The organism is Stenotrophomonas sp. STEN013, assembly GCF_056760355.1.
The window spans coordinates 52816-73180 of the sequence record NZ_JBRREO010000001.1 but is presented as its reverse complement, the minus strand read 5'-3'; the positions used below and the strand labels follow the sequence as shown (position 1 = coordinate 73180).

General features: G+C 65.5%; 16 protein-coding genes and 3 tRNA genes. 10 read left to right on the top strand and 9 right to left on the bottom strand.

Features of this window, described 5'->3' with window-relative positions; genetic code table 11:
- The first annotated feature begins 21 nt into the window (after positions 1-21).
- Positions 22-378, top strand: a complete 357-nt coding sequence (locus ACVOMH_RS00330; RefSeq protein WP_481550679.1) for an arsenate reductase — start codon at positions 22-24, stop codon at positions 376-378.
- 87 nt (positions 379-465) lie between these two features.
- Positions 466-1593, top strand: coding sequence for a succinyl-diaminopimelate desuccinylase (dapE, locus tag ACVOMH_RS00325; protein ID WP_481524398.1), 1128 nt, complete (start codon positions 466-468; stop codon positions 1591-1593).
- On the opposite strand, the gene ACVOMH_RS00320 is transcribed toward dapE, so the two are convergent.
- Positions 1590-2276, bottom strand: coding sequence for a pentapeptide repeat-containing protein (locus ACVOMH_RS00320; RefSeq protein WP_481550678.1), 687 nt, complete (start codon positions 2274-2276; stop codon positions 1590-1592). The two genes, dapE and ACVOMH_RS00320, sit on opposite strands and share 4 nt — an antisense overlap.
- 95 nt (positions 2277-2371) lie before the next feature.
- Positions 2372-3265, bottom strand: a complete 894-nt coding sequence (locus ACVOMH_RS00315; protein ID WP_481550677.1) for a tetratricopeptide repeat protein — start codon at positions 3263-3265, stop codon at positions 2372-2374.
- Positions 3266-3622: 357 nt separating this feature from the next.
- On the opposite strand from ACVOMH_RS00315, the gene asnB reads away from it, so the two are divergent.
- Both asnB and ACVOMH_RS00305 read left to right on the top strand, forming a co-directional pair.
- Entirely contained in the window at positions 3623-5308 is a 1686-nt protein-coding gene (gene asnB, locus ACVOMH_RS00310) for an asparagine synthase B (RefSeq protein ID WP_481550676.1), read from the top strand.
- A gap of 101 nt (positions 5309-5409) precedes the next feature.
- Positions 5410-5835, top strand: coding sequence for a RidA family protein (locus tag ACVOMH_RS00305; RefSeq protein WP_481524394.1), 426 nt, complete (start codon positions 5410-5412; stop codon positions 5833-5835).
- A 43-nt stretch (positions 5836-5878) separates the two neighbouring features.
- Here ACVOMH_RS00305 and ACVOMH_RS00300 read toward each other — a convergent pair whose 3' ends face one another.
- Entirely contained in the window at positions 5879-8173 is a 2295-nt protein-coding gene (locus tag ACVOMH_RS00300) for a penicillin acylase family protein (protein ID WP_481551134.1), read from the bottom strand.
- 179 nt (positions 8174-8352) lie between these two features.
- Here ACVOMH_RS00300 and bfr point away from each other — a divergent pair, with 179 nt between their 5' ends.
- On the top strand, positions 8353-8841 hold the full coding sequence (bfr, locus tag ACVOMH_RS00295) for a bacterioferritin (protein ID WP_481550675.1): 489 nt from the start codon (positions 8353-8355) through the stop codon (positions 8839-8841).
- Between the two features lie 50 nt (positions 8842-8891).
- Here the strand turns inward: bfr and ACVOMH_RS00290 are convergent, their stop codons facing one another.
- From ACVOMH_RS00290 to parC, 3 genes are all read right to left on the bottom strand, one after another.
- The gene (locus ACVOMH_RS00290; protein WP_481550674.1) at positions 8892-9548 is read right to left on the bottom strand and encodes a thiopurine S-methyltransferase; all 657 of its coding nucleotides are present in this window, start codon (positions 9546-9548) and stop codon (positions 8892-8894) included.
- Positions 9549-9562: 14 nt separating this feature from the next.
- Positions 9563-9814 carry a hypothetical protein gene (locus ACVOMH_RS00285; protein ID WP_054659247.1) on the bottom strand — a complete coding sequence of 84 codons (252 nt, stop codon included), beginning with the start codon at positions 9812-9814 and terminating at the stop codon, positions 9563-9565.
- Between the two features lie 86 nt (positions 9815-9900).
- Positions 9901-12144, bottom strand: coding sequence for a DNA topoisomerase IV subunit A (gene parC, locus ACVOMH_RS00280; protein WP_481550673.1), 2244 nt, complete (start codon positions 12142-12144; stop codon positions 9901-9903).
- A 198-nt stretch (positions 12145-12342) separates the two neighbouring features.
- Here parC and ACVOMH_RS00275 point away from each other — a divergent pair, with 198 nt between their 5' ends.
- From ACVOMH_RS00275 to ACVOMH_RS00260, 4 genes are read left to right on the top strand one after another with little or no spacing between them, the layout of a single operon-like run.
- Positions 12343-12786, top strand: a complete 444-nt coding sequence (locus ACVOMH_RS00275) for a MarR family winged helix-turn-helix transcriptional regulator (protein WP_054659251.1) — start codon at positions 12343-12345, stop codon at positions 12784-12786.
- Positions 12783-14279 carry an efflux transporter outer membrane subunit gene (locus ACVOMH_RS00270; protein WP_481550672.1) on the top strand — a complete coding sequence of 499 codons (1497 nt, stop codon included), beginning with the start codon at positions 12783-12785 and terminating at the stop codon, positions 14277-14279. Before ACVOMH_RS00275 ends, ACVOMH_RS00270 begins: the two co-directional genes overlap by 4 nt.
- Positions 14280-14290: 11 nt before the next feature.
- Positions 14291-15469 (top strand): multidrug transporter, encoded by a 1179-nt coding sequence (locus ACVOMH_RS00265; protein WP_481550671.1) that lies wholly within the window; start codon positions 14291-14293, stop codon positions 15467-15469.
- A gap of 7 nt (positions 15470-15476) precedes the next feature.
- Positions 15477-17036, top strand: coding sequence for a DHA2 family efflux MFS transporter permease subunit (locus tag ACVOMH_RS00260; RefSeq protein WP_481524387.1), 1560 nt, complete (start codon positions 15477-15479; stop codon positions 17034-17036).
- 133 nt (positions 17037-17169) lie between these two features.
- Here the strand turns inward: ACVOMH_RS00260 and ACVOMH_RS00255 are convergent.
- From ACVOMH_RS00255 to ACVOMH_RS00245, 3 genes are all read right to left on the bottom strand, one after another.
- Positions 17170-17256: transfer RNA gene (locus tag ACVOMH_RS00255), tRNA-Leu, on the bottom strand.
- Between the two features lie 131 nt (positions 17257-17387).
- A tRNA-Leu gene (locus ACVOMH_RS00250) sits at positions 17388-17474 on the bottom strand.
- Between the two features lie 164 nt (positions 17475-17638).
- Positions 17639-17725, bottom strand: a tRNA-Leu gene (locus ACVOMH_RS00245).
- A 117-nt stretch (positions 17726-17842) separates the two neighbouring features.
- Here ACVOMH_RS00245 and rnr point away from each other — a divergent pair.
- Positions 17843-20344, top strand: a complete 2502-nt coding sequence (rnr, locus tag ACVOMH_RS00240) for a ribonuclease R (protein WP_481550670.1) — start codon at positions 17843-17845, stop codon at positions 20342-20344.
- The last annotated feature ends 21 nt before the right edge of the window (positions 20345-20365 follow it).

Sequence of the window (20365 nt, the reverse complement as noted above, 5' to 3'; positions counted from 1 at the left end):
CCTGAATTTATGGAATCTGCAATGACCACGATCTACGGACTCAAGAACTGCGATACCTGCAAGAAGGCCACCAAATGGCTGGACCGCTTCGGCATCGCCTACACCTTCGTCGACTACCGCGACAACAAACCCGCGCCGGAAACGCTGCTGGAATGGGCCGGCAAGGCCGGCGGCTTCGCGGCGATGATCAACAAATCCTCGACCACCTGGCGGCAGCTGCCGGACAACCGCAAGTCCCCCGAATCCGATGCCGAGTGGAAGCTGCTGCTGCGCGAGTATCCGCAGCTGATCAAGCGTCCGCTGGTCATCACCGGGGACGGCGTGCTGAGCCAGGGTTTCAGCGACAACGGCTTCAAGGCGCGCTTCAACATCGCCTGATTCCCCATGGCCTGGCGACGGATACCGTCGTGACCACGGCAACCCAAACCACCGGGAAGCACCGCGGGTGCTTCCGCACGAGGTCCCATGAGCGACGTATTCGACCTGACCTGCGCGTTGATCGCGCGCCCTTCGGTAACGCCCGATGATGCCGGGTGCCAGCAACTGATCGCCGGGCGGCTGGGTGCTGCCGGTTTCACTTGCGAACACCTGCGGCTGGGCGAGGTCGACAACCTGTGGGCCATGCACGGCAGCGGCGCACCGGTGCTGGTGCTGCTGGGGCACACCGATGTGGTGCCCAGTGGCCCGGTCGAGACCTGGAGCAGCAATCCTTTCACGCCGGAAGTGCGCGACGGCGCGCTCTACGGGCGCGGTGCTGCGGACATGAAAGGCAGCGTCGCCGCCTTCGTGGTGGCGGCCGAACAGTTTGTCGCCGCATATCCGCAGCATCCGGGCACGCTGGCGGTGCTGCTGACCAGTGACGAGGAGGGGGACGCCATCGACGGCGTACGCCACGTCGCCAGGCTGTTTGTCGAACGCGGCCAGACCATCGACTGGTGCATCACCGGCGAGCCGTCCTCCACCGCGAAGCTCGGTGACCTGCTGCGTGTCGGCCGGCGCGGCAGCCTGTCGGCCAAGCTGCGTATCAAGGGCGTGCAGGGCCATGTGGCGTACCCGGACAAGGCGCGCAACCCGATCCATCTGGCTGCACCGGCGCTGGCTGAACTCACCGCGCGGCATTGGGACGATGGCTACGAAAGCTTCCCGCCGACCAGTCTGCAGCTGTCCAACATCAGTGCCGGCACGGGGGCCAGCAACGTGATTCCGGGCGAGCTGCAGGTGATGTTCAATCTGCGCTACAACCCGCACTGGAATGCCGACCGGTTGCAGGCGGAGATCACCGCGTTGCTGGATCGCCATGGGCTGGACTACGTGTTGGACTGGCATCGCAGCGGCGAGCCGTTCTATACCCCGGAAGGTACCCTGCGGCGGGCCGCGCGTGAGGTGCTGGCCGAATTCGCTGGCGCCGCGCCGGAAGAAAGCACCGGTGGTGGAACCTCGGACGCGCGCTTCATCGCACCGTTGGGCGCCCAGTGCATCGAAGTGGGGCCGGTCAATGCCAGCATCCACCAGGTGGATGAGAACGTGCAGGTGGCCGATCTGGAGGCGCTGCCGGAGCTGTATCGGCGGCTGATTGAGCGCCTGCTCGCCTAGGCGACGATCAGGCCGAACGCGGCAAGCGCCGCGGCGGCCTGACGCTGCGATATCACCGCTTTCTTGAAGTACTTGGCGTCCATCACGTTGAGCCCGCTGATGTCGGTATCGCGCAGGTCGGCGCCTTCAAACCGGGTCAGGCGGGTCTGTGCGTTGCGCAGGCTGCCGCCGCTGAACACGGCATCGCGGAAGTCGCAGCCGGACAGGTCGGCTTCGGAGAAATCCATGCCCTCCAGGCGTGCCTTGCGGAACGAAAGCCCGCGCAGATCGGCGCTCACCAGCAGGCAGTGGCGGAACTCCAATGCCCAGCCGGTCACTTCCTGCAGGTGGGCACCGGTCAACTTGCAGTCCTGGAACTGCACCGAGGACAGCGTTGCTCGCCGCCAGTGGCTGTTGTTGAGATCGCAATCGGCGAAGCGTGAATCGCTGAGCTGCGCCGAGCTGAAATCGCAGTGGCCGCCACGGCACTTCTGCCATTGGCTTTCTTCCAGCGATGCAGCCAGCCAGTGCGCACCGGCCAGCGAGCACTGGTTGAACTGGAAACCGTCCATATCCAGTCGCGAGAAATCGCCTTCGTCCAATGTGCAGGATTCGAACACCGCTGCACGCGGATGCGCGTGGATGATCTGCTGCATGCGCGCGCGGTCGATGGTTTCTTCACGGAAAACGGCGGTGTTCGTCATGTCCAGCTCTGCGGATGCCAGCGCGTCATTCTGCGCGATATCCGCCAGTTGATGCAGTCTTGTCGCACTGGTCCATGTGTGTACAGACCGCGGTTCTACTCGAAGATGAAGAACGGTGGTGCGATGGCTTTGCGCCAGTAGGATTCCTCGGCCAGGTAGAACTCCTGTGCATAGGCTCTGGCGAACCACGCCGCCGCTGCAACTTCATCCTTCTGCAGCCCCCTGCCGCCGCGCCCCAATGCCAGCCCTGCGAAGTACTGGCCGTAGACATTGCCTTGTTCGCCGGCGCGCTGATACCAGCGCAGTGCCTCGCTCTTGTCCTCGGGCATGCCAATGCCGGCTTCGTGCAAGGTGCCCAGGTCGACCTGCGCTTCGGCATCGCCACGGGCAGCCCGTCGCTGGATGTGGGCGATGGCGGCATTGGTTGATGGCTGCTTGCTGGCCAGACGTGCCGCTTCGGGTGAGGTGCGGGTTGCGTTGCGCAGTGCGTCCAGCTTGTACAGCTCGCGCATGTACACCGCGTGGCGCAGCCGCCAGCGCAATGCGCCAGCCATATCGCCGCGATCGGCATGCCAGCGCTCCAGATCGCGCATCGCGTAGGGTGAGCCGTGGTAGGCGGCGCTGCGGAACCAGTGCAATGCCTTGCGCGGGGAGGGCTTGAGCACCCTGGCTTCCGGTGTTTGCGGCGCATCGCTGCTGTCCAGGCGGCCGCGTTGCAGGATCGTTCCCAGCTGCTCCTCCACCCCGGTGCTGCGGTGCGTGCGGGGCGGAATCGCCGCGGCGCGTGCGTACCAGTCCAGCGCCCGCGGGTCGTTGCGGGCCCGGTAGAGATTTGCCACACGCAGTACCGAGTCGAACTGGCCGTCGCTGGCGGCAGCCAACGCCTCGCGCTCGGTGGTGTCGACGGGACGGTGTGGTGCGGTGGCGGTGCAGGCGGCCAGTGTGAACAGGCACAGGGCGTGCAGCACGCGGAAGGCAAACGGTTTCATCCATGAAGTCCAGACAGCGGTGCGCGGATTATCCGGGAACATGGCGGCCCGAGCACTGAATCAGTTGCCGCAGCAACAGTTGCGCGCTCCGGAAAACCGGGATACGGTCTGTCCCATGTCCTTGTTCCCGGCCAACGCTGTCAATAACAACAACCGCAACAATCTGCGCGCGAATAATCGTGCGCGGCCACTGCGGGACTGCGACCAGAGCTAGGACAGGCAACACGCTCAGGCCACCAGAAAACCCGCATCGGTCGATGCGGGTTTTTTTGTGGCCGAGCGGGAACACCGAGCGGCTGCACCTCTGCCAGCCGTTGCTTCGAATGCTTGTCCCCACACAACCCCAGGAGCTTTCCCATGTGTTCCATCTTCGGCATTTTCGGCCTGCAATCCGGTGACGACCTGCAGGCGCTGCGTCGGCAGGCGCTTGAACAATCCCAGCGCCAACGCCATCGCGGCCCGGACTGGAGCGGCGTCTACGTGGACGAAGGCGCCATCCTGGTGCACGAGCGCCTGGCCATCGTCGACCCGGCCGGCGGCTCGCAGCCGTTGCTGTCCGACGACGGCCAGTTGGCGTTGGCGGTGAATGGTGAGATCTACAACCACCAGGAGCTGAAGAAGGAACTCACCCAGCCGTATGCGTTCCAGACCGGTTCGGACTGCGAGGTGATCAACGCGCTGTATCGGGAGGATGAGCCGGCTTCGTATCTGAACCGCCTCAACGGGATCTTCGCCTTCGCGCTGTGGGACAAGGCCAAGGGCCGTGTGATCATCGCCCGCGATCCGATCGGCGTGGTGCCGCTGTACTGGGGGCACGACAAGCAGGGCCGGCTGTGCGTGGCCTCGGAAATGAAGTCGCTGTCCGACACCTGCGCCGATGTCGCGCAGTTTCCACCCGGGCACTGGTATGACAGCAGTACCGATACCCTGAGCAAATACTATGAACGCCCGTGGCGCGATTATGACGCGGTGGCGGGCGTGGACGTCTCCCTGGCCGAGCTGCGTGAAGCCTTCGAGCGCGCCGTGCACCGCCAGCTGATGACCGATGTGCCCTACGGCGTGCTGTTGTCCGGAGGGCTGGATTCGTCGCTGGTGGCCGCGGTCGCCGCGCGTTATGCGCGTCATCGCATCGAGGATGGCGACCAGAGCGAGGCGTGGTGGCCGCGCCTGCACAGTTTCGCCATCGGCCTGAAGGGCTCGCCGGATCTGGCTGCCGCCGAGGTGGCAGCCCAGGCGCTGGGCACCGTGCACCACGGTTTCGAGTACACCTTCGAGGAAGGTCTGGATGCGCTGCCGGAAGTCATCCGGCATATCGAAACCTACGATGTCACCACCATCCGCGCCTCTACGCCGATGTTCCTGCTGGCACGGCGGATCAAGGCGATGGGGGTGAAGATGGTGCTGTCCGGCGAGGGCAGCGACGAGATCTTCGGTGGCTACCTGTACTTCCACAAGGCGCCCAACGCGCGCGAGTTCCATGAGGAGCTGGTGCGCAAGCTCGACGCATTGAACAACTACGATTGCCTGCGTGCCAACAAGTCGATGATGGCCTGGGGCGTGGAACCGCGCGTGCCGTTCCTGGACCGCGAGTTTCTGGACGTGGCGATGAAGATGGATGCCCGCCACAAGATGATCGACAAGGCCAGCGGCCGCATCGAAAAGGCGGTGCTGCGCGAGGCGTTCGAGGGCTACCTGCCGAAGGAAATCCTGTGGCGGCAGAAGGAGCAGTTCAGCGATGGTGTCGGCTACGGCTGGATCGACGGTTTGAAGGTGCACGCCGAGGCACAGGTCAGCGACCGCGTGCTGGCCGCGGCCGACAAGCGCTTCCCGTACAACCCGCCGCAGACCAAGGAGGCGTACTACTACCGTCATCTGTTCGAGCAGTTCTACCCGAGCCGCGCGGCGTCGGAGACCGTGCCCGGCGGCAAGTCGATCGCCTGTTCCTCGCCGGCGGCGATTGCCTGGGATGCCAGCTTCGCCACCATGGCCGATCCTTCCGGGCGTGCCGTCGCCGGTGTGCATGACCAAGCACTGGCTGGCTGAGTGTCGATGCCTGGCCCGCAGCGATGCGGGCCATTCTTTTTCCGGTTGTCGCGGGCAATTGTCCGTGACCGCTTCCGCGTCCAGTCAATCAAGGAAAACCAATGCGCGTGCTTCCCATGATGGTGTTCGGCTTGCTGTGCAGTCCGCTGCTCCATGCGGCGGAGGGGCCGCTGGAGCGGCACGTGCTGGGGAGCTGGGAAACCGATATCGGCTATACCGGCGTGATCCGCGACGGCGACATGCTGTATGTGTCGGGCGTGCCCTGCAAAGGTGAAACCATGCAGGCTGCGGTGCAGAGCTGCTACAGCCAGTTGACCGGAATCCTGCAGCGTTTTGGCGCCAACAGCAGCCAGGTGGTCAAGGAAACCGTCTACACCACGGATATGGAGGGGCTGATCACGGCCATTCCCGAGCGCAAGACCTTCTTCGTCGATGGCAAGTATCCGGCCGCCAGCTGGGTGCAGGTCAGCCGGCTGTTCGACGTCGAGGCCCGGCTCGAGGTGGAGTGGACGGTTCGCCTGAAGTGACGCCGCTATGCAGGGGTTGCCAGGGCAGGCGCCGCGCGGTCGCTCAGCGCGGACTCAAACGCAGGCTGTGCGCGGTGCGACCCGGCAGGAACGGGGATGAGCGGCCTTCCACCCAGTCGTCGTGACCGGCGCCCCAGAAAGGTGACAGTGGATGGCCGCTCTGGCCGCCGGGCATGTGTACGATGCCCTCGGCCTCATGGCCGGGTGATACCACCATCCGCTGCGAAGCGCCGAACTTCGGGCCGGCCACGCGCGGCATGTCGCCGTCCCCTGCCAAGGGCTCGGCCGGCATGCACAGCCAGGAGTTGAGAAGGCGTGGCAACGCTGCCGAGACCGGATGGCAGATGGCGGCGGTGTTGTGTTCGCCCCAATTGCGTTGCGCCAGATCGGGACCCTGTTGGGCCAGATCCTTTTCCAGTTGGCGGGCGCTGGTGGCCAGCAGCGCCTCCCAGCTTTCATAGGGCGGTGGCAGCAGATGCGGCGGGCGCTGGTCGAGCAAGGGCCACAGCACGCCCTCGAACTGGGCAAGTCTAGGGGCGAGGTAACGATCGCCCAGCTGCTCTTTGGCCGGAGCCAGCAGCGCGCCCTGGAGGTTGTCCATCAAGATGCTGCGGAAACCGCGTGCCATCCGATAGCTGACCGAGTCCGTGGAGGCTCGACCCTGCCATTGGCGGCTGGCCGCTTCCAGTCGCTGCAGCGCAGGGTCATCACTGTGCCCGACGGTCTGCCGCAGCAGCTTCCACCAGTGCTCCATCAGCACGGCACGGTCATCGAGCTGGATGGCCAGCAGGTCCTGTTCGGTGAAGTGCTCGCGGGCGAACAGGCCGTCGCGGATCTGCTTGGCACGCGCGCCGAGGTCATAGCCGCCGTCACCGGCGTCGGCCAGCGCGACGCCATCAAGCACCCGGCCGTTGGCGGTCCACAGGCGGTGATCGGGCGGATCGACAAGTGCCGGCGCCTGGTCGCTGCGGATGGGCCACGGCGGGCAGCTGGCCTGCGCAGTCGCCGTGGCGTGACAGGCCGGATCACGCGCGGGGCGTGCACCGATCAGGCGCCAGGCGATACGGCCGCTGCGGTCGGCGACCAGCAGATTCTGTGCCGGAATGCCGGAGCGATTGGCGGTTGCGAACGCGGCGTCCAGATCTGCGGCTTTGGCCATGTCGGCGAATGCCAGCCGGACCGCGCCGGGCTGATGACCGACCCAGCGCAGGGCCAGAAGGTGTCCATCCGGTTCCTCATGCAGGATCGGTCCCCAATCGCTCTCGCGCACCCGCAGTACTTCGGTTTTGGCGCCGGCGACAGCAATGGCCTCGTCATGGATGCGCAGCGGTGCATTGGCGGACACGGCGGTGTAGTCGGCGGTGTCGACATAGCTGTTGGTGAAGCCCCACGCAATGCGGGTATTGCTGCCGACGATCACCGCCGGCAGGCCGGGCAGGGTGAAGCCGGTGACATCGACCTTGCGGTCTGGCGCGGTCGGATCGGCGTAACGCAGGCGTGCGCGGAACCAGATGTTGGGTGCCCGCAGGCCCAGGTGCATGTCGTCGGCGAGGATGGCGCGACCGTCGGCGGTCAGGGCGCCTGACACGGCGAAGTTGTTGCTGCCCAGGACCTCGGATGCCGCCGCGACCGGCGCAGGCGGCCCGATGCTGGCCGGACGGCGCAGGTCCAGGGTTGTCGCATCCGGCAACCGCGCGTCCCCCCGGGCGGCGCCGAACAGCGGGGCGTCCCAGCTGCTGCCATCGTGCGTGAGCAGCGTATACAGGGCCGGCGGCACCACCTTCTTGAGGCGCGCCAGCGCCAGTTCGCGGGTGTTGGCCGGGTCCTGCAGGTCGGCATACATCGCCAGCCCGGCCAGTACCGAATCTTCCAGTTGCCAGAGACGTGGTGGTTGGCGCAGCAGCAGATAGGGCCATGGCCGCACCGGCAACGCAGCCAGCCCGGCGTTGACGCCGTCGCGATAGGCTTCAAGCACGGCACGTTTTCCGTCCAGCGCGACGGCGAGGTTGTCATGGGTGCGGGCGCGCAGGCGATGCACGCGCATCTTGCGGTCCAGCGGCAGGGCGTCGGTGCCGAACAGCTCGGCCAGCTCGCCTGCGGCCGAGCGCCGCATCAGGTCCATCTCGAAGAAACGCTCCTGTGCATGCACATAACCGAGCGCACGGGCCATATCGACCTCATTGGCCGCATTGATCGTCACCACGCCCAGCGCATCGCGCTCGACGCTGACCGCAGCGCTCAGGCCGGGCAAGGCCCGCTGGCCATCCAGCGTTGGCAGGCTGCCGCGCAACAGCAGCCAGAGAATCAGCAGCAACAGCACCAGCAAGCCCAACAGCATCCCCAGCGAACGCAGCAGCCAACGCAGCACAGGCCTATCCCAGGTAGCGGTTCTGCCGCGATTGTAGACAGCTTGTGCAGCCGGCGTGGGGCGAAGCGCAACTGAAAGTGATTCCGATTAGATCATCGCCGCGCCAGATGGGGCAGGCTATGCCCATTGCGAACCATCAGGAGCACCCCATGAAGGGCAACCCCGACGTCATCGAATGCCTGAAAGAGCTGCTGCGCGGCGAACTGGCGGCGCGTGACCAGTATTTCATCCATTCCCGCCGTTACGAGGATCAGGGCCTGATGGCGTTGTATGAGCGTATCGGCCATGAGATGCAAGAGGAAACCGAACACGCCGACGCGCTGCTGCGCCGCATCCTGTTCCTCGGTGGCGATCCGGACATGCGTCCGCACGGCTTAGAGCCGGGCGTGACCGTGATGGAAATGCTGGAGAAGGACCTGCAGGTCGAATACCAGGTGCGCGCCAACCTCGCTGCAGGCGTAAAACTGTGCGAAACCCACGGCGACTACGTCAGTCGCGACATCCTGATCGCACAGCTGCGCGACACCGAAGAAGACCACGCCTGGTGGCTGGAGCAGCAGCTGGGTCTGATCAAGCGCATCGGCCTGGAGCTGTACCAGACCAGCAAGATGGACGCAAAGGGCGCGCCGGCCCATTGAGGCCGGCCGGGTTTTGATGAAACAGGGCGGCGCAGGCCGCCCTGCGTGTTTCAACGGTACTGCAGCCGGTATGCCGCGGTGGAGAGGGCGGTGACGCCCTGGTCCCGGAAGCCGGGTTGCTGCTCAAGGATGTCCTGGCGTTCCAGCAGCGCGGTCTGCCACGGCGCGCTGAACAGCTGCTCCACTTCAAGCTGCGGCACGCTGAACGGCGGGCCCTGTTTCTGGTCCTGGGGATACTCCAGCGTGATCAGCAGCCCGCGGCAGCCGTCGGGCAAGTGCGCGTACAGCGTGTCGCGATAGTGGCGGCGCAGCTCCGGCGGCAGCGCGATCAGCGCGGCGCGGTCGTAGACGCCAGCGATATCGGCCAGCAGTGTGCTGTCCAGCGCGAAGGCGTCGCCGCAGATAATCTCGATCGGCCCGGCGCGATAGTGTTCACCGTACTTGCTTTGATGGCGCGCCGGCGTCAGGCCCGCTTCGGCGAAGAACTGCTCCACCGCCAGCGACGACAGCTCCACGCCCAGCACGCGATGTCCCAGGGCGGCCAGCCAGTGCATGTCCAGGCTCTTGCCGCACATTGGCACCAGTACGCGGCTGCCGGGCGGCAGCTCCAGTGCGGGCCAGTGCCGCGTCAGCAGCGGCATGACATCCGTGCGATGGAAACCGATCTGGCCGTTGTGCCAGCGCTGCAGCCAGAAATCCGGTTGCATGGAGTTGCTCCTCTTCAGCGGGTTTTCCGCCAGCCGTTGTCTGGCGTGATCCGGGCGAGCGTTTCGCGGGTCGCATAGAAACGAATCAGGCCGCAGTCGCGACAGACGATGGTCTGCATCTTGGCGCTGCTGAAGACGCCACTGGTACCGGGCAGCAGGTCGGGGCCGTAGCCGCCACGGGCGTTGATGCCGCCATGGGCGTAGAGATTGTCGCCCTGACATTCCGGACAGATCGTCTGTGGGGGTGTGTCTTCAGCCGATGTCATGGGCGGTTCCTTGAGGACAGGTTTGCCGTCGCTGTTTCAGTCGGCGCGCAGCATGGGAGTGGCATGCCGCGCGCCAGCAAAGTGAATTACTGGACATCCAGCCCTTCGACCTTCTGCCAGCCCCTGGGCAACAGATGCCCACGCGTGGCCCGCGTGCCCATATAGGTCTCCAACTCCTTGAAGGACAGGCTCATGGTGCGCTGGCCGCTGCGGACCTGCAGGGTGTTGCCCGGTCCGACTGCGACCACCGCGACCACCCGTTCGGTGGAGAGCTTGGCCTTGGGGATCTCGATGATCTTGTTGCCCTTGCCCTTGTCCAGTTCGGGCAGGTCGCTGGCCGGAATGGCCAGCATGTTGCCGGCGCTGGTGACGGCAACAATACGGTCGGTTTCCGGGTTGGCGACCACCGCCGGCTGCAACACGCTGGATCCGGTGGACAGGTTGAGCATCGCCTTGCCGGCCTTGTTGCGGCCGGTGAGATTCTCGAAACGGGTGACGAAGCCGTAGCCGTGGGTGGAGGCCAGCACGAAGCGGGTGTTGTTCTCGCCGCTGGCCAGGGTCACGAACGCGCTGCCGGGTGCCGGCGAGAAGCGGCCGGTCAGCGGCTCGCCGTTACCGCGCGCCGAGGGCAGGGTGTGTACCGGGGTGGAGTAGGCCCGGCCCTCGCTGTCGATGAAGGCCACCTGCTGCGTGCTGCGGCTGCGGACGATGCCCAGCAGGCCGTCGCCTTCGCGGTAGGACAGGCTGCTGCCGTCGATGTCGTGGCCCTTGGCCGCGCGTACCCAGCCCTTTTCCGACAGCACCACGGTCATCGGCTCGCTGGCGACCAGTTCGGTCTCGTCGATGGCCTGGGCGGCGCCACGCTGCACCAGCGGCGAGCGGCGTTCGTCGCCGAACTTCTTGGCGTCGGCAATTAGCTCGTCCTTGACCAGCTTGCGCAGCTTGGCGGTGCTTTCCAGGATCGACTGGATGTAATCGCGCTCCTTGGCCAGCTCGTCCTGCTCGCCGCGGATCTTCATTTCCTCCAGGCGCGCCAGCTGCTTGAGCTTGGTCTCCAGGATGTAGTCGGCCTGGTCCTCGCTCAGTTCGAAGCGGGCGATCAGTGCGGCCTTGGCCTCATCCTCGGTACGGATGATGTGGATCACCTCATCCAGGTTGAGGAACGCCACCAGCAGGCCGTCCAACAGGTGCAGGCGGCGCTCGACCTTCTGCAGGCGATGGTTCAGGCGACGGGTGACCGTGTCATAGCGGAACCGCAGCCATTCGGACAGCAGCATCTTCAGGTTCTTGACCTGCGGCCGCCCGTCCAGGCCGATCACGTTGAGGTTGACGCGGTAGCTGCGTTCTAGGTCGGTCGTGGCGAACAGGTGGCCCATCAGCTGTTCGGCATCGACGCGGTTGGAGCGCGGGATCAGCACCACCCGTACCGGGTTGGCGTGGTCGGACTCGTCGCGGATGTCCTCCAGCCATGGCAGCTTCTTGGCCCGCATCTGCGCGGCGATCTGCTCGATCACCTTGGACGGCGAGACCTGGTGTGGCAGCGCGGTGACGACGATGTTGCTGCCTTCCTTGAGGAAGGTGGCGCGGGCGCGCACGCTGCCATTGCCGGTTTCATAGAGGTTCCGCAGATCCGCCGCCGGGGTGATGATCTCGGCGGTGGTCGGGTAGTCCGGGCCGCGCACGTGTTCGCACAGGTCGGCGACGGTGGCGTTGGGATCATCGATCAGGCGGATCACCGCACTGACGATCTCGTTGAGATTGTGCGGCGGCACGTCGGTGGCCATGCCCACGGCGATACCGGTGGTGCCGTTGAGCAGCAGGTGCGGCAGGCGTGCCGGCATCCACGAGGGCTCTTCCAGGGTGCCGTCGAAATTGGGCGTCCAGTCGGTGGTGCCCTGGGCCAGTTCGCCAAGCAGCACTTCGGCGATCGGGGTCAGCTTGGATTCGGTGTAGCGCATGGCCGCGAACGACTTGGGATCGTCGGTGGAGCCGAAGTTGCCCTGGCCCTCGATCAGCGGATACCGGTAGGAGAACGGCTGCGCCATCAGCACCAGCGCCTCGTAGCACGCGCTGTCGCCATGCGGGTGGTATTTGCCGATCACATCGCCCACGGTGCGCGCGGATTTCTTCGGCTTGGCCGAGGCGTTGAGCCCCAGTTCGCTCATCGAATAGATGATGCGCCGCTGCACCGGCTTGAGGCCGTCGCCGATGAACGGCAGGGCGCGGTCCAGCACCACGTACATGGAATAGTCGAGATAGGCGCGTTCGGCATATTCGCGCAGCGGCTGCTGTTCGTAGCCGTGGAAAACGGTGCGGGCAAGATCGGTCATTGCGGGTGGGAGCTACCTGTTGTGAGAAGCGCGGCGGGACCGCCGGTTTCCTGATCGGTCGATTATCCGGATGACGGCCGGGATGCCAAGCCGGTTGTCACGCCCGTGCCGCGGTGGGGCCGCCGTGGTGGTGTCCCATCCGGTTCCCGATGGAAATGTTCTAGACAGAATAATTCCATATGGAATAAAATTGTCGGCATGAACGATGACACCTCCCAACCGCCCAGCTTCGGATTGTTGCTGCGGCAGGTCTTTGACGAGCTTGTGCGCCGGCTGGATGCGTCGATGGCCGAAGAGAACCTCGGTATCGGCTTCACCCATTACCTGGGGCTGAAAAAGCTATCGGTGATGGCGCCGTGCACCGCGGTGGAACTGGCCAATGCGATCGACCAGGTGCCCAGTGCGGTGACCCGGCTGCTGGACCGGCTTGAAGCGCTGGGCTGCGTGCGTCGCGAGCCCCATGCCCTGGACCGCCGTGCGCTGCAGATCGTCATGACCGACGAAGGCCATGCGCTGTGGCAGCGGCTCAAGCGGCGTGGCGATCAGACCATCGATGTGGCCATGCGCGATCTGGATGCGGCCGAACGCGCCCAGCTGCTTTCCCTGTTGATCCGCGTACGCGACTCCCTCTGCCTGCCATGAACACATCCCGACGTTTCTCCCATGGCCTGCGCCGCTGTGCCCGGCCGGCGTTGTTGACCGGCTTGGCGCTGGCGCTGGCCGCCTGTGCCAGCAGTGGCGGGCTCAGTCCGCAAGGGCGGCTGCTGGATGCCGACAGCCTGCAAGCCGGCAGGACGCTGGCCGGCCACGACTTGAGCGCCCCGGGGTTCCCGGCTGCGGACTGGTGGCGGGCACTGGGTGATCCCCAACTGGATGCGCTCATTGCCGAAGGCCTGCGCAACAGTCCGACGCTGGAGGTGGCCGATGCCCGCCTGCGGCAGGCGCAGGCGCAGAGCGCCAGCACCAGCGCCGAACGCAAGCCGAGCCTGTCGCTGTCGCCGGGCTACACCGGCATCACCCTGCCCGAGTCGATGGTGGGCAATGAGCTGGGTGGCCATTACATGGGCAGCGTGCAGGCCGTGGCCAATTTCAGCTATGGCGTGGATCTGTGGGGCGGTAAACGCGCGGCGTGGGAGGCGGCGGTGGATGGCGCGCATGCGGCGGCGGTGGATGCGCAGGCCGCGCGGCTGGACCTGTCGGCGGCCATCGTGCAGGCCTATGTCCAGCTGGATCATGCCTGGCAGCTGCAGCAGGTGGCCGACGAGGAGCTGGCGCGTGCCGAAAAGATGCTGGCATTGACCCGGCAGCGACGCGGCGCCGGTATCGACAACGAGCTGCAGGTGCGCCAGGCGCAGGCACGCGTGCCGCTGGCACAGCAACAGCAGCAGGCGGCGCAGCAGCAGATCGATCTCGCCCGCAACGCGCTGGCCGCGCTGCTTGGCAGGGGGCCGGACCGCGGGCGTGAGATCGGCCGGCCCGCTGCACTGAACCGGTTGGCGTTGCAATTGCCCGGAGTACTTCCCAGTGATCTGCTGGGGCGGCGCCCGGATGTGGTGGCCGCGCGCTGGCGGGTGGAGGCCTCCGGCCAGCAGATCCATGCGGCCAAGGCGCGCTTCTATCCGAGCTTGAATCTGACCGCGCTCGGCGGGGTGGTTTCCAGCGATCTGGGCACGCTGCTGCAAAGCGGCTCGGGTTTCGGCTTGCTGGCACCGGCGCTGAGTCTGCCGGTTTTCGATGGCGGCCGTCTGCGCGCCCAGCTGGCCAAAGCCGATGCCGACTACGATCTGGCGGTGGCCCACTACAACCAGACGCTGGTGGCGGCACTGCGCGAGGTGGCCGACCAGGTCAACGCGGTGCGTTCGCTGGACGTGCAGGTGGAATCGCAGCAGCAGGCAGTGGATACGGCCGAGGCCGCATTCGCGCTGGCCGGGCAGCGCTACCGCGCCGGTATCGGCAATTACCTCGACGTGCTGGGCGCGCAGGACCTGCTGCTGCAGTCGCGGCTGCGGCTGAGCAGCCTGCAGTCGCAGCAGCTGGCGTCCTCCATCGGCCTGAGCGCGGCGCTGGGCGGCGGTTTTGCGCCCGCCAGTGCGGACCTGCCGGCGACCGCTGCGTCCAACAATTCGAATTCCTGAGAAACCTTTCTATGAGCCAGACTTCTTCCGACGCGGCTGCGGCCGCTCCCGGCCGTCGCCGCAAACTGCTGCGCGGCCTGCTGTTGATCGTGGTGCTGCTGATTGCGGCCTTTGCGCTGTGGTATTTCCTGTTCGGCCGTTGGGCCGAGGAGACCGATGACGCCTATGTGGTGGGCAACCAGGTGCAGATCACGCCGCTGGTCGGTGGCACGGTGGTCGCCATCGCCGCCGATGACGGCATGAAGGTGGAGCAGGGCCAGTTGCTGGTGCAGCTGGACCCGGCCGATACCGACGTGGCGATGCAGCAGGCGCAGGCCAATCTGGCGCGCACGGTGCGCCAGGTGCGCGGCCTGTACCGCAGCGTGGAAGGCGCGCAGGCCGAGCTCAATGCCCGCCAGATCAGCGTCAAACGTGCCCGCGAGGACTTCGCGCGGCGCAAGGATCTGGCCGCCAGCGGTGCGATTTCCAATGAGGAACTGGCCCACGCCCGTGACGAACTCGCTGCCGCCGAGGCGGCCGTGGCCGGGTCACGCGAGACCGTGGAGCGCAGTCGCGCGCTGGTCGATGACACCGTCATCGCCACCCAGCCCGATGTGCAGGCCGCCGCGGCGCAGTTGCGCCAGGCGTATCTGAACCATGCCCGTGCCGGCATCGTCGCGCCGGTGACCGGCTATGTCGCCCGTCGCTCGGTGCAGGTTGGCCAACGCGTGCAGCCCGGCGCGGTGCTGATGGCGGTGGTGCCGACCGAGCAGATGTGGGTCGAAGCCAATTTCAAGGAAACCCAGCTGCGCCACATGCGGCTGGGACAGCAGGTGGAGCTGCGCTCGGATCTGTACGGCGGCGATGTGCGCTATGCCGGCCGCATCACCAGCCTGGGCATGGGCACCGGCTCGGCGTTCTCGCTGCTGCCGGCGCAGAATGCCAGCGGCAACTGGATCAAGATCGTGCAGCGCGTGCCGGTGCGTATCGCCATCGATGAAAAGCAGCTGGCCGAGCATCCGTTGCGGATCGGGCTGTCGATGAAAGCCGAGGTCAACCTGCACGACCAGCAGGGCGGCGTGCTGCCGGCCCAGGCCGCCACGGGCACGGTGTATGGCACGCAGGTCTACGGCCAGCAGCTGCAGGCGGCCGATGCGCTGATCCACCGCATCATCCAGGACAACCTGCCGCCGTCCGCGCGCGCCAGCTGAGGTCGCCATGTCCGCTCAAGCTCCCGCGGCGCCGGCCGCCCACGCAGGTGCGGGGCCGGCCAACCTGGCGCTGTGCACCGCCGGACTGGCGCTTGCATCGTTCATGCAGGTGCTCGATACGACGATCGCCAATGTCTCGCTGCCGACCATCGCCGGCAACCTGGGCGCCAGCTCGCAGCAGGCCACCTGGGTCATCACCTCCTTCGCGGTCAGCACCGCTATCGCATTGCCGCTGACCGGCTGGGCCAGCCGCCGCTTTGGCGAGGTCAAGCTGTTTGTATGGGCAACGGTGGCCTTCTCCCTGGCCTCGCTGTTGTGCGGTATCGCGCAGAGCATGGGCATGCTGGTGGCGTCGCGCGCGCTGCAAGGCTTTGTCGCCGGGCCGATGTACCCGATCACCCAGTCGCTGCTGGTCTCGATCTACCCGCGTGAGAAACGCGGGCAAGCGCTGGCGCTGCTGGCGATGATCACGGTGGTGGCGCCCGTCGCCGGACCGATCCTCGGTGGCTGGATCACCGACAACTACAGCTGGGAATGGATCTTCCTGATCAACGTGCCGCTGGGGGTGATCGCCGCGGTGATCGTCGGCGGCCAGTTGCGGCACCGGGTCGAGCAGATCGAGAAGCCGAAGATGGACTATGTCGGTCTGGTCACGCTGGTGATCGGCGTGGGCTGCCTGCAGTTGCTGCTGGATCTGGGCAACGAGGAGGACTGGTTCGCCTCGACCAAGATCGTGGTGCTGGCCTGTGTCGCGGTGGTGGCGCTGGCGGTGTTCCTGATCTGGGAGCTGACCGACAAGGATCCCATCGTCGATCTGCGCCTGCTGCGGCATCGCAATTTCCGCGCCGGCACGCTGGCGATGGTCGTCGGTTACGCCGCGTTCTTCAGCGTGGCGCTGATGATCCCGCTGTGGCTGCAGCGCGATCTGGGTTACACCTCGATCTGGGCCGGGCTGGCCACCGCGCCGTTGGGCATCCTGCCGATCATGCTGGCCCCGCTGCTGGGCAAGTACGGTGGCAAGCTCGATATGCGCATGCTCGCCTCCATGGCGTTTCTGGTGCTGTCGATCACCTGTTTCCTGCGCTCGGGCTTCAACCTGCAGGTGAACTTCGCGCACGTGGCCGGCATCCAGTTGCTGATGGGCGCAGGCGTGGCGCTGTTTTTCATGCCGGTGCTGCAGATCCTGCTGTCGGATCTGGACGGGCGTGAAGTGGCGGCCGGCTCAGGGCTGGCGACGTTCCTGCGCACGCTGGGCGGCAGCTTCGCCGCCTCGCTGACCACCTGGCTGTGGTCGCGGCGCACCCAGCAGCACCATGCCGATCTGACCGCGCACATTTCGGTCTACGAGCCCGGCATGCACGAGCGGATCACCGCGATGGGGCAGGGCGATCTGCAGCATGGCGCCGCGCTTCTGGACAACATGATCGGCCACCAGGCGTCGCAGATGGGCTTCAACGACATCTTCCTGCTGCTGGGCTGGGTGTTCCTGGCGATCATCGTGTTCGTGTGGCTGGCCAAGCCCCCCTTCGGTGCGGGGGCGGGCGCCGCTTCGGCCGGGGGGCATTGAGCGCGGCGGCATGCAGGAATGTCCGGCCATTAAAAAAGCGCGCTGGCGCGCTTTTTTTGCGGGGTGTCGGAGAAAGAATTTCAAACGGCAGAAACGAAAAAACCCGCTTTCGCGGGTTGTTTCATTTGAGTCATGGTGCCCAGGAGAGGACTCGAACCTCCACGGAGTTGCCCCCGCTAGCACCTGAAGCTAGTGCGTCTACCAATTCCGCCACCTGGGCGACTCAGGACCGGAATTGTGCCGGCCGCGACGCAGGCTGTCAACAAAAATGATGAAGATGTGACGCTGGAAGAACGGTCCGATCAGCGGGCACAAAAAAACCCGCTTTCGCGGGTTGTTTCGTTTGAGTCATGGTGCCCAGGAGAGGACTCGAACCTCCACGGAGTTGCCCCCGCTAGCACCTGAAGCTAGTGCGTCTACCAATTCCGCCACCTGGGCGACTCAGGAGCGAGATTATGCAGGCCGTTTTTCAAAGCGTCAACAACTTTGCAGTGCGATTCGACGATTTCGTCCCTCGCGGTTCGTCGTGGCAATCTGCGCAACAGGATGACGGCAATCGCACATACGAAAAGACCCGCTTGCGCGGGTCTGATCGTTGAACGTGGTGCCCAGGAGAGGACTCGAACCTCCACGGAGTTGCCCCCGCTAGCACCTGAAGCTAGTGCGTCTACCAATTCCGCCACCTGGGCACTTCAGGCCGGCGATTTTGAATAGGGCGCAGGTGTTTGTCAACGCTTTATTTCGTAACGACGGCGTGTGGCACGGTCTGCACTGCATACAGCAATCAGCGGGTACCATGGAGGCCAATGAAAAACAAAAAGACCACTGGGACCGACAAGGTCCACAAGTCCGCCCCCGGCAGCAAGCCGGGCAAAGCACCGGGTAAAGCGCCGGGTAAAGCGCCGGGCAAATCCTCCAAATCAGGCAAGCTGCCGCCCTGGATGCCAGACAGCCTGGCCGCGCCGGCCAAGCCAGGTCGCAGCAGATCCAAAGACAACGGCGCACCGCAGAGTTTTGTGCGTGGCCGTCGCAAACCGGCGCCGGTATCCACGATCGATGACCCCTACGCATCGCGCGAGGCCGAGCGTTACGAGCAGCCCATCGCCAGTCGCGAGGCGATCTTGCAGGTGCTCGAGCGCTGTGGCGGGCCGCAGAACGCCGAGGAGCTCGGGCGGCACTTGGGATTGACCGAGCCTGACCGGGCCGAGGCGCTGGGCAAACGCCTGGGCGCTATGGTGCGTGATGGCCAGCTGGTCCAGAACCGTCGCGGCGGCTTCGCCCCGGTGCAGCAGTTGAGCTTGATTCCCGGCGTGGTGATCGCCAACCCGGAAGGCTTCGGTTTCCTGCGCCCGGATGAGGGCGGCGATGACCTGTTCCTGCCGCCGTACGAGATGCGCAAGGTCATGCACGGTGATCGCGCGCTGGCCAATGTCACCGGCATCGATCGCCGAGGCCGCCGTGAAGGCACCATCGCGCGCGTGCTGGAGCGAGGCGTCAACCGTCTGATCGGGCGCTTTACCGTGGAAATGGGCATCAGCTATCTGGTGCCCGATGACAAGCGGATCCAGCGCAACGTGCAGATTCCGGCCGATGCCACCGGCGGCGCCAAAGACGGGCAGCTGGTGGTGTGTGAGCTGACGCAGGCGCCGGACACCCGGCGTCCGCCGATCGGTCGCATCATCGCCGTGCTGGGCGACAAGCTGACACCGTCGCTGGTGGTGGAGGCGACGATCCACGGCCATGAGCTGCCTCACGAATTCCCGCAGCAAGTGCTGGATGAAGCCGCCGCGGTGCCGCTGGTAGTGGAGCAGAAAATGATCGGCGGTCGTGTCGACCTCCGTGACATGCCGCTGGTCACCATCGACGGTGCTGACGCCAAGGATTTCGATGACGCGGTGTATTGCGAAAGCAATCGCCAGGGTTTCCGCATCCGCAACCGTCAGGGCTACCGCCTGGTGGTGGCGATCGCCGACGTGTCCAATTATGTGCGGCCCGGCACCCCGCTTGACGACGAGGCGCAGAAGCGCGCCACGTCGGTGTACTTCCCGGGCTTTGTTGTACCGATGCTGCCGGAGACGCTCTCCAACGGCATCTGCTCGCTGAACCCCAATGTCGACCGCCTGTGTTTCGTCTGCGATATGCAGGTGGACAGTGACGGCGAGGTCACCCAGTCCAAGTTCTACGAGGCGGTGATGCGCTCGCATGCGCGTCTGACCTACGACCAGGTGTGGAAGGCCGTTGGCGAGAATGACGCCGATGCACGCGCTTCAATCGGTCCCCAGCTGGGGCACATCGAACATCTCTACAACTTGTACAAGCTGCTGGAAAAAGCGCGCGAGAAGCGCGGCGCGATCGAGTTTGAAACCTCGGAAGTCCGCTTCGAGCTGGACAATCGCGGCGAGGTCACCCAGGCCGGCATGCTGGTGCGCAATGCAGCGCACAAGCTGATCGAGGAGTGCATGATCGCGGCCAATGTGCAGGCTGCCAAGTTCCTGCTGGCGTCGCATGTGCCGGCGCCGTACCGGGTGCACGAGCGGCCACCGGAATCCAAATATGCGGACCTGCTTGAATTCCTCAAGGAGTTCAAACTGAGTCTGCCGCCGTGGAGCAAAGTGCAGCCGGGCGATTACACCAAGCTGCTGAAGAAGGTGCGCGAGCGGCCGGATGCGGCGTTGCTGGAGTCGGTCTTGCTGCGCAGCCAGTCGCTGGCGGTGTATTCACCCGACAACAACGGTCACTTCGGTCTGGCGCTGGAGGCGTACGCGCATTTCACCTCGCCGATCCGCCGCTACGCGGATCTGCTGGTGCATCGGGCGATCAAGCATGCGCTGACTGGCGCCCGCCCGGAAAAATACCTTTACACCCCGCATCAGATGAGCGCGTTGTCGCTGCAGTGCTCCGAGCGTGCGCGTCGCGCCGACGAGGCCGAGCGTGAGGTGGATGAGCGTTATCGCGCCGCGTGGATGGAAAAACATGTCGGTGGCGAGTTTGAAGGCGTCATCAGTGGTGTCACCAGCTTCGGACTGTTCGTTGAACTGGACGACTCCAAGGTCAACGGTCTGGTCCACGTCACCCAGCTGCCGCACGACTATTACAAGTTCGATCCGATCCGCAAGATGCTCAGCGGCGAGCGCAACGGCAGCGAGTTCCGGCTCGGTGACCGGGTCCGCATTCTGGTGCTCAAGGCCAGCATGGAGGAGCGCAAGATCGACTTCCGCCTGGTCGAGCGCAAGGGCGGCCAGGCGGCGGACGTGCCGTCACTGCCTGAGCGTGGCAAACCGGCCAAACGCAGCAAAAAGAAGTACTGATGTCGATGGCGGCTGCCGGCA

Bases quoted from the DNA above. Each gene is read 5' to 3' on its own strand.
- ACVOMH_RS00330 (WP_481550679.1), top strand. From the start codon at position 22: ATGACCACGATCTACGGACTCAAGAACTGCGATACCTGCAAGAAGGCC.
- dapE (WP_481524398.1), top strand. From the start codon at position 466: ATGAGCGACGTATTCGACCTGACCTGCGCGTTGATCGCGCGCCCTTCG.
- ACVOMH_RS00320 (WP_481550678.1), bottom strand. From the start codon at position 2,276: ATGACGAACACCGCCGTTTTCCGTGAAGAAACCATCGACCGCGCGCGC.
- ACVOMH_RS00315 (WP_481550677.1), bottom strand. From the start codon at position 3,265: ATGAAACCGTTTGCCTTCCGCGTGCTGCACGCCCTGTGCCTGTTCACA.
- asnB (WP_481550676.1), top strand. From the start codon at position 3,623: ATGTGTTCCATCTTCGGCATTTTCGGCCTGCAATCCGGTGACGACCTG.
- ACVOMH_RS00305 (WP_481524394.1), top strand. From the start codon at position 5,410: ATGCGCGTGCTTCCCATGATGGTGTTCGGCTTGCTGTGCAGTCCGCTG.
- ACVOMH_RS00300 (WP_481551134.1), bottom strand. From the start codon at position 8,173: ATGCTGTTGGGCTTGCTGGTGCTGTTGCTGCTGATTCTCTGGCTGCTG.
- bfr (WP_481550675.1), top strand. From the start codon at position 8,353: ATGAAGGGCAACCCCGACGTCATCGAATGCCTGAAAGAGCTGCTGCGC.
- ACVOMH_RS00290 (WP_481550674.1), bottom strand. From the start codon at position 9,548: ATGCAACCGGATTTCTGGCTGCAGCGCTGGCACAACGGCCAGATCGGT.
- ACVOMH_RS00285 (WP_054659247.1), bottom strand. From the start codon at position 9,814: ATGACATCGGCTGAAGACACACCCCCACAGACGATCTGTCCGGAATGT.
- parC (WP_481550673.1), bottom strand. From the start codon at position 12,144: ATGACCGATCTTGCCCGCACCGTTTTCCACGGCTACGAACAGCAGCCG.
- ACVOMH_RS00275 (WP_054659251.1), top strand. From the start codon at position 12,343: ATGAACGATGACACCTCCCAACCGCCCAGCTTCGGATTGTTGCTGCGG.
- ACVOMH_RS00270 (WP_481550672.1), top strand. From the start codon at position 12,783: ATGAACACATCCCGACGTTTCTCCCATGGCCTGCGCCGCTGTGCCCGG.
- ACVOMH_RS00265 (WP_481550671.1), top strand. From the start codon at position 14,291: ATGAGCCAGACTTCTTCCGACGCGGCTGCGGCCGCTCCCGGCCGTCGC.
- ACVOMH_RS00260 (WP_481524387.1), top strand. From the start codon at position 15,477: ATGTCCGCTCAAGCTCCCGCGGCGCCGGCCGCCCACGCAGGTGCGGGG.
- rnr (WP_481550670.1), top strand. From the start codon at position 17,843: ATGAAAAACAAAAAGACCACTGGGACCGACAAGGTCCACAAGTCCGCC.